The sequence below is a fragment of the Marinomonas sp. 5E14-1 genome, assembly GCF_039939215.1.
GTDB lineage: Bacteria > Pseudomonadota > Gammaproteobacteria > Pseudomonadales > Marinomonadaceae > Marinomonas.
Map to the genome: position 1 here is coordinate 52,278 of NZ_JBDXMW010000017.1, position 10,280 is coordinate 62,557.

General features: G+C 43.7%; 1 protein-coding gene. It reads left to right on the plus strand.

Going from position 1 to position 10,280, the window contains the following annotated elements:
• Positions 1-157: 157 nt before the first annotated feature.
• Positions 158-10,280, plus strand: a 10,123-nt coding sequence (locus ABFY09_RS13850; RefSeq protein WP_347984869.1) for an Ig-like domain-containing protein, incomplete at its 3' end; no start/stop codon positions are given.

Genomic DNA, 10,280 nt, shown 5'->3' on the forward strand with positions numbered 1-10,280 from the left:
TTGCCTGAACTCAATGGGAATGTGCAAGCATAAAGGATGTGTTTTTTCTTTGTAAATAGAGTCTGGATACTGTCCTTGAGTACACTATTTATCCTTATTCATTCTGCTGTATATTGGCGCCAATGTACTTTTTATACTTATTTAAATGGAGTTCGATATGGCTATAGCAGCTGGTAGAATCATCAGCGTAAAAGGCGAGGTTTTAGTCTTAGATACTGATACTCAAGAAGTTCGTGTCGTAGAAGAAGGGTCGGAGATCTTTCTTAATGAAGTTATTATGACACAAGAAGGTGCTGCTGTAGCCGTAGAAACGATAGATGGCAATACCATTACGTTAGGCGGCGATTCACAATTTTTATTAGATGACAGTGTTTTACCTTTGCAAGGTTTTGAGAGTCTTCCTGATGAGTTAACAGGTGATTTTGAGTCCTTGCAGCGAGCAATTATCGATGGGCAGTTTCAAAGTGCCGACGGTACTCAAATTACGCTGGAGGCTGCTCAGCAACAAGTAATCCAAGATCAAGCAGAAGCGATAAACTTATCTAATCAAGCTGGAGAAGAGCTTAGTTCTTCAAATCAAGTCGGTGTAGAAGATGAGCGTACTGCAGGAGAAGGTGAAATTACAGCTGGTTTTGTAACAGAAACGCGTGATATTGAAACCGAAGTGGAAGCTGAGCAAACAACTGATAATTCGCCGCAGCTATTGGCTGAAGAAGTCGTAGTGGAAGAGTCAGAACCAGAAGAAGAGCCAGAACCAGAAGAAGAGCCAGAACCAGAAGAAGAGCCAGAACCAGAAGAAGAGTCAGAAGAAGAGTCAGAAGAAGAGCCAGAAGAAGAGCCAGAAGAAGAGCCAGAAGAAGAGCCAGAAGAAGAGCCAGAGGATCCAGTAGCTGTAGTGACGCCTACTGAAACACTGATTAAAATCGTTGCTTCTGCGTCTGATGGCACCCCACTCGAAGATGATGATGGTAACTACATTGAAGTAAATGAAATGCCAGAGGGTGGTGATGTCTATTATGTCGCGCTAGCGTTTTCCCCGGGCACAACAGTCTTTAATGATGATTCTGTACTTGAGATACAAGAAGGTACGGTTGACTTTACGTTTACGGATGATTCCGCGACGAGAGACAGCGCGATCGTCGCTGGAGACGACTTTTTGCCACAATCTAGCCTAGAGAGTATAGCGCTAGGTGTTGCTGTTTCTGCTGCTGCTGTAGATGACTATCTTTCAGACAATGGTGAATCTTTCACTGTCACTATTGATAACTACCAAGATCCTGATCCTGTGCTTCACACATCAGTATCAATTGTAGAAAGCAATGTTGAAACCACCATCACAGATAACGGTGCTATTGATACACCAAACAATACAACAGATGGTGACGAATCAGACCCTGAAATCGTTCAAATTAAGTTAGTTGCTCTGGACCTTAACGGTAATCCCGTTGTTGATGATGCTGCTGGTGAATATGTTCTAGTGAATGAGGCTTTAGAAGGCACCGAAGCGCGATATATGGTGTTGGCATTTGACCCGGCAGAAACCACTTTTAGTCCATCTACACTTTTATCAGAGCAAGTAGGAACGGTTGAAGTGATTTTGACCAGCGCTTCTTTAGCGCAGGGAGCTACTGAACAAACAGCAGGCGATGGTTCGCAAGACTTTAACAGCACAAGTCAAACAGTCACGCTCGGGGAGGTTGTCAGTGTAGCAGTATTTGATGATTCAACGCTTGAAACAGGTGAGACATTTAGCATCTCTATTACAGATGGCAGCTATGAACGCCCAACGTCTACAACAGGTTATGAAGATGTAGACATTGATACAACGATTGTGAAGACCGAAATCCTTGATAGCATCGACGCTATACAAATTAAGCTGATTGCTTTGGATGAAAATGGTGATCCTATCTTTGAGGCCGATGGTGTTACATATATGTTTGCCAACAGTACGCCGGAAAGTGATGATGCTAAATACATGGCACTGGCCTTTGATTTGGAGGAAACAGAATTTACTTCGAATACAGTGCTATCGACCCAAATAGGGACTGTCGATATCGAGTTCACAGATGGTACTGCCACAGGTGCAGATTCACAAACTATCGGTGATGGTACTCAAGACTTTGATGATACAACTCAAACGACTATAACCCTAGGTGAAGTGATCTCTACGACTGCATTTGATGATTATCTAAGTGATGACGGTGAAAAATTTACGGTGTCAATCGTAGAGGACAGCTATCTGCATCCCACTGATGGTACTGCTAAATACGTCAGTGTAACCATTGATCCATCGCCAGTCACGACAACCATTACTGACAACCCGGCCTTGACGGAACAGTCAGACGACAATCCAGGTTCGGATGGAAATACAAGTGGTAGCTATGGCCCAGAGGACAGTATTTACGTTGTTATTGAAAATAATGAGACTGTCTACGAAGGTAATGACTTAACTCATACGGTTAAATTGGTTGATGCAAGCGGTAATCCTATCATTGTTCCTACTGGTGAAACTATCTCTGTTACTATTACTTATTCACCTGATGGAACCTCAAACGATGACTTTAGAGATGATACCCCGAAAACAGTCGAGGTAACGATTGTTGGAGGGGAAAGTAGCGCGACCATTACACACGAATCAATAGATGACTTCGTGGCAGACAATAATGAGTCTTATACTGCGACTATTACAAACGTTACCCAAGATCAAGCTACTTATGAGAACATTGTTCTGGGTGCTGAGGATGGCACTGGCAAATCTGTTATAGGAATCATTCGAGATGGTGTGATCCCTGGTAATCCAGATGATGCATCTGTCGATGAAGATGATTTTGTTGCTGGTAACTCAACCAGCACAATCACTGATACTAAGCCGTTAAACAACGTTGCGCCTGATGGTGACAATGGTTATGAATTAAGCTTCGCAGGTAACCCAACCTTCACATCAGGTAATAGCGGTTATACAGAGTTAACATCCAATGGCACTATTGTTGAGTATGTTGTGGACGGTGATACCATTACTGCCTATGCAGGCACTGGTCGTGATGATAGCGATCGTGTATTTGAGATAGTTCTTAATAAAAACGCGGTTGGTGGTAGCGACGATAGCTACACCTATACACAGTATGGGAATATCGATCATCCAACGGTTGATCTTGATCCGGCGATATCTGATGATAATGTGGTATTTACGTTTGCCTACAACGTCACAGATCAGAATGCTACAACTACTAATACGGCTTTAACGCAAGAATTTACAGTAACCGTTAATGACTCTCTACCTGAAGCAGGCTCTCAGAATGTCGTCATGGACGAAGATACGCTAGCGACCGATTCTGACTCAGACATCTTTATTTCCAATGAAGACTTTAAAGACGGACAGATTACCATCAATAATGGTACGGGCGATCAACTTCTTGAAGCCGATGAAACCATAGACCTATATGATTCAAACGATACAGACCATTCAAATCCTATTGGCACTTTAACCAATAATGGTGATGGTTCGCTCACATTTGTACCTGTGGCGAACTATAGCGGCACCCCAACTTTTGCTTACTCGGTAACGGATAACGATGGTGATACGGCTACAGGTAACATTAATATCACTGTTACACCTGTAACGGATACGCCGACAGGCTCGGATAGTAATATCAATATCGTAGAGGACAATGCAAATAGTGAAGAAGGTAGCTATTCTGTTGAATTGGGGCTTGTGTTATCAACCTCTGGAGACACGACGGATGAGACGGCCGATGACGCGGAAAATGATGAACCAGAACGCTTTGGTTTAATCACTTTATCTGGTATTCCAGACGGTATGATAATCGAGCACGCAGACGGTACGGACATATTTGCCGGCACATCGAGTGCTGATTCGTTCACCATCGAAATCACCGACGTGCCACAATACCATTATACGGGTATAGCAACCGCAGACGTATCAATGACTCAAGCTGAATTTGAGGCGCTTAAGTTTATTCATGTTGAAGACGATGCGACCAACGTAACAATCACGCAAAGCGTTACCGCTTATGAAGTGAATGATTCTGGTGCTATTCAAACTGGCGTTTCAGGGGTGACCAAAAACGTTGACATCAACATTGATATACTCGCGGCTACCGATCCAGTCGAACTAGTGTTTGATGATGGTGATGCATCTCCTGGAGATGGTAATGTCGACTCTGACTTAGACAATAAAACCTACTCTAACACTATGGTAGAAGATGAATGGTTTGATATCGGCGCTATTCTCAATAAAACCGTTAATGATGACGATGCGTCTGAAACCTATACTATTGCACTGACAGGGTTGCCTGAAGGGTCAACTATAAAAGTAGGAACGGATGAGTTTACTATCCCTGCGTCCGGCGAATATAGCTTTGAGTTGGATAGTAGTAAAGCCATTCCAAATCTAGAATTTCAGCCACCAGAAAACTTCAGCGGTGATATCGAAGGTATTGGTATTCAACTGATTGCACATGATGATGATACTGACTCAACTCATACCGATGATGACTCAGTTACAGGCGGAACGACGACGATAACCGATCAGGTTATTTACGATACATCCGACTCCGTGACGTTAAATCTTTATGTGAGTCCTGATGCGGATGACGTTAAGCTGTCGGATGTGAGCACAACCGAAGACACGGCTGTGAAAGCCTTTTCAGGTCTAGCTCTCACTGACACGGACGGCTCTGAAAGTATCACAGGCATATCAATTAATGACTTACCTGCTGATTGGATACTAAAAGATGAAAGCGGTAACGTATTATTAACAGGTGATGGAAGCTCTGATTACACTGTTGATTTGACCACCACCGACTTGGCTGACTTTCTAAATTACACGCTAACACCGCCAGCACACAGCAGTACAGATATTGATTTATCAGTAGACGTTACTGTAAAGGATACCGTTCAGTCATCCGACGCCTCTGGAACCGTTACTTATACTACAGATACCGAGACATTTGCGCATATATTGGAAGTAGCGGTAACGCCTGTCGCAGAGGAAACGAATGCTGATGACTCCGTTGAATCAGCAACCGATTCGGATGGCAACAGCACCTCTGATTTAACCATCAACCCAGACCACACCTACACAGAGAAACTGTTAGAGGATGGCGATGCTGGAACAGACACTCCAGTTTGGTTTAATCTGCATACAGATGGCACTTTTAAGCTAACAGATGGCTGGACTAACGAGGACGATACAGATTTACAATACAGTTCTGTTGCGCAAACTAACTCAGAGGAAACCTTTGCGCTATTTACCGTGATGGACTTGGATGGTAACGCGATTACCGGCTCTCAGTATCGTTATTCTACTGACGGTGGCTCTACTTATATCACAAAAACAGACACCAGTGGGCGTGTAGAAATACCGGTAGAATATCTCGATACACTTCAGTTCATCGGACCGACAAATTCATCCGGCGAGTTTAAAATTCTGGTTGAAGCTAAAACGGTCGACCATGATGAAGATAATGCTAATACAAAAGATACGGCGATCAGTGGTGAGTCTTACTTATACTTCGAAGTCACACCTGTTGCGGATGATATCACCGCGGCCATCAAGCAAGCCTTTGGTGATGAAGATGCTGGGCGTAATGATGATGGAACAGTGGACGATACAAGTGCAGCTAACGGAATAGAGTTAGATGTTAAAATAACGACAGAGGACGACAGTGATAACTCCGAATCACAGTCTATTACCTTGAGTCTTATCCCAGATGGGGCTGCGATTTATTACAATGGAAAAGTGTATGAAAAGGGCGACTTAAGCTTCCAGTCTGGTACGACCGATTCTGATGGGCAATGGACCGGAAATAATTACCAAGTAGAGACTGGAGATACTGTCGCTGGAGATGGTACTTGGGAGTTGACTATTAGCAACTTCGATAATGACGCCGACTTCAGGTACATAACGGTTTACAACGACAACAGTGACGTTAATTTGCTGATGTCTGCTTTCTCTGTGGATGGTAGTGATACCGGTGACATAGTCGAAGATCTTGATATTAACATCACTGTCACAGGTGTATCAGATGCCCCGACTGGCGATAATAAAAAAACAGTTACTCTGACTGACAATGACGGCGTTGATCAGGAGTACAATGCTATTGTCCATGAAGATGTGGGATCTGTTTCCTTAGTCAATTTGTTCATAGGTAATCAGCCAGAATTTAGCTCTGCAGATATTTCTGGGGGCGACGGAACAGAAAGCTTAATGGTCACCATCATATTAACCCAAGATCAAGTGAATCAAGGCTTTAGTGTTAGTGGTACGGGCGTTGTTAAATTGACCGACACCGAGTGGCTTGTTGAATTAGCTGATTTTGGTAATGCTAAGTTAGATATCCCAAGTAACTTCAATGGCACAGTAGACTTTAGTCTTGATCTGCAAACAGTAGACGATGATGATGTCAGTGGTAATACTCAAGGTGACTCAGATAAAGAACCAATTAGTCTGTCTATTTTAGTGACCCCTCAAGCAGAAGGTATATTGGTAGGTACGGCGACACAAGATGAAGACACTGATCAACCGCTAACGTTTATTTTCTCTGATAACGGCGGTGGTGATAATGAGCAATTAACTGGGCTTTGGATCAATACAGAAAGTATTCCAGTAGGCATTGAACTGACGACAGCAAGTGGCACCACTCTGACTAACACAGCCACTGAGCAGTGGGTACAGGTCGATGTTAGTAGTGATGGTACTGTTGAAGGCGTGACTGCGAGTATCTTAGATAGTTATCATGATAGCGACGATAACTATGAGTTTGACTTCCGTTATACCGTGTCTGATAGCACGCCAAGCGACGATGATCCTTACACCGATACCACGCCAACGGATACTGTTTACGATGGAACTGATCCGTCTACAGACTATCTAACCGGAACTTATACGGTTACGGTAAACGCAGTAACAGATACCGCGACATTAGAGCTAGGAACCATCACAGACGCAGACAGTGGTAGTGACGTTACTTTTGATGCCAGTACAAGCACAGTGACAGTGATAGGCCGTACTACCTTTGAAGTGCCTTTCACCTTGATTGCAAATGACGATGCAAGTGAAGGTTCAAACGGCCAAGATATAGATGGTTCGGAGACGATTTATCAAACCGTTGATATATATAATGTGCCTATCGGCGTTGAAGTTGTAGGTGGTACTTATACAGGTGATGTCTCAGATGGTAGCGGTGGTTCAGTGTACACTGGGCATTGGCAGGTTGTTATTAATACGGACCTAACCATTGATAATGCAAGTGGTGAAAACAATAGTATTGTTTTTGAGGTTGATGGCTATACCTTCGTCAACGGTAGCTACTCAGACATTACGATCAGCGTGAGCCACAATGACACGGATGCTGACACTCTAACAAGTGATGTGGACTTTAATCTTACTATAGACATAACAGGCACAGGTACGACACCAGTGGATCCTCCAATGGATTTAGAGGTAGTCGTAAAGAATGTAGATTTCACCGAAGATACGTCGCGTACTCTAGATGAATTAGTGACGGTTACAGACGGTACAACGAGTGGAGATAGTGGAGCCTACTCTATTACGATTAGATCTCTAGAGGGGGCTACCTTAGAGGGGGCAACGCTTATAGAGAGTGCAACGTATGGAGACTACTACACGATATCAGGTAAAGGTGATTATAATGCTGTCATTGCCACGCTTAAGACGTTGGTCTTAACGCCTAATGCTGATGAGAATATTAATACCCCAACATCAGTGGATTTCGATATTGTTATCACGACCTATGGTGACAACGGCAATCTTACTTATCCACTTGAAGATCTTAGTTTCGATATTGCGCCAGTGACCGATGAAAGTACGTTGACAATAACCGATGACGAGTTGTTAACGATAACAGGTTCGACGACCATTCTTGAAGACACGGCAACAGATTTCTTGATTAGCTTATCTAACCTTGCTGATGATTCACGAATCATGTATGACGGGAAATTGTATATCAAGGTAACCGATTCCGGGAGTGTTGATGGTTCGGCGAGCGGTACCTTTACGTACAATGGTAATACGGTCACTACGACAACAGTCACGAGTGGGCAAATAACAGATGGGCAGAGTCCAGCTAATTCGCTGCCTGCCGGTGACTATATTGTACTTGAAAGTATCAACTTTGGTGATACCAGTACTATTACCTATACGCCTCCAGCGAACCAATATGGTAATAGTATCAGCATTACTACTTGGGCGTTGACGCAAGAAGATCCAGAAACATCGAGCTATACGACTCAGACATGGCTGACTTCTGCAGGAGTAACTGCCTCAGTGTCATCTGTTATCGACGGTTTAGTTAATGTTGATGCTACTATGATTGGGGATGAGGATGGTTTTGCACAACTGGATCTTGGAGATAATATTGCTAAGATTGATAGCAGCGAAAATATCACTTCAGTCACTCTAGAAGATGTACCATTTGGCTACAAAGTCTTTCTTGGCGGTGTAGAGCAAGCAGGTACTATTTCAGGTGTGAACGCAGACGGTGATTATCTTTACGATTACACCATTTCTGTAACTTCCATTACTGAAATTGAAACAATTCAGATCAGCCGTGACGGAGTCGAAGATTTCTCAGGTCAGATCGACATTACTATGTCTGTTGCTCTAGGTGAATCCGGCGAAGCCAGTACTCAGTCAGAGTCATATCCTATTACAGTTACCTTTAATCCAGTGGCAGATGCCTTGCTTAATATGACTGCCACCAAGACCTTTGGTGATGAATACACTTGGATCGCTCTAAATTTTAATGCGAACGTTACAGACACCGATGGTTCAGAGACATTGACTATCACTTTGGAAGGGGTCAACACGGCACTAGACGATACCGCTGTGTTCCGTCTCGACGGTACAGTACTTGACTCGACTCAGGCAAGTTTTAATAGTGGTACCGGACAGTGGACGATTAGTGGCATTCCGTTTGATCAAATTGGTGATATTGAAATGTTCTACCATGCATTCGATGACGAAGTGCAGGTGACAGTGCAAACGGTAGACAGTTTTACAGATGATGGCGGGACAGTAACAACGGATACACTCGATATAGGCTCAGCTTCGACCGATACCTTTGATTTACGCTTTGATGAAAGCCAATCTATTACCACAGGTGATGATGACGATAGCATCGTTGTTAGCTCTACAAGTGGTGCAGTGGTAGATGCCGGTGCAGGTGACAATACTATTGTTGGTGGATCAGGGACTGATACCGTTGTTTATGATTCTGATGTTACTGATTACCAAATGAGCTATGACTTCAGTGCTGGTGAGCTAACAATTTTAAGACCGGACGGTGGCACAGATACACTTAGTAATATCGAGCAACTTGAGTTCAACGGTACGACTTATATATTAGAGATTGGTAGCGCCACAGACGACACCATCAATGTGGCGGGCAGTGATCAGTATTTGATCATTCCTGGTGCGGGCAGTGACAACATCACTGCGGACGATGATGATTACATCATCACTGGTGATGCCACTACACTAACGACGCCAGCGTTATTCAGCTCGCAAGACACTTCAGGTAACTCTGAAGGTACAGCTAATAACGGCGTGATTATCGATGGTATAATCGAAGGAATGTACTACGAAACGTCATCTGGTATGACGGGATACACAGACGAAAATGGTGGCTTTAGCTACCAAGACGGTGACAGTGTTACCTTTAGCGTTGGCGGTGTCTTGATTGGTACAGCCATGGCCGACGATCTAGCCCTTGGTAATGTCTTCCTGCAAGATTTAGCTGATATCTCTCGTACAGATCTATCCAATGATTATGTGCAGAAAATGGCGGTATTCCTGCAATCACTCGACAGCGAAGGCAATACAGCGGGTGGTATTCAAATCTCCGCGACGTCTCGTGATGCATTAGCAGCGACATCTTTAAGCTTAAGTTCAATGAGTATGGACGACGTGAACAACTTACTGGTAGAGCAAGGCTTCACTCCTGTGGAACTGGCTACTGCTATGAGTCACGTACAAGACATGCTCGTGAATTACACTAACCTTGATGACGAGGATTTTGGTGATGCGCTTGAAGAGTTCGTAGTTAGTGAAGAAAGCCTCGATCAAACCCTAGAATATCTAGAATCAACGGACATCGTTATTGATGATAGCTTGATTTTTGATGTGTCCGAGGATGACTCTCTTGAGACTGAGACTGAGACTGAGACTGAGACTGAGACTGAGACTGAGACTGAGACTGAGACTGAGACTGAGACTGAGACTGAGACTGAGACTGAGA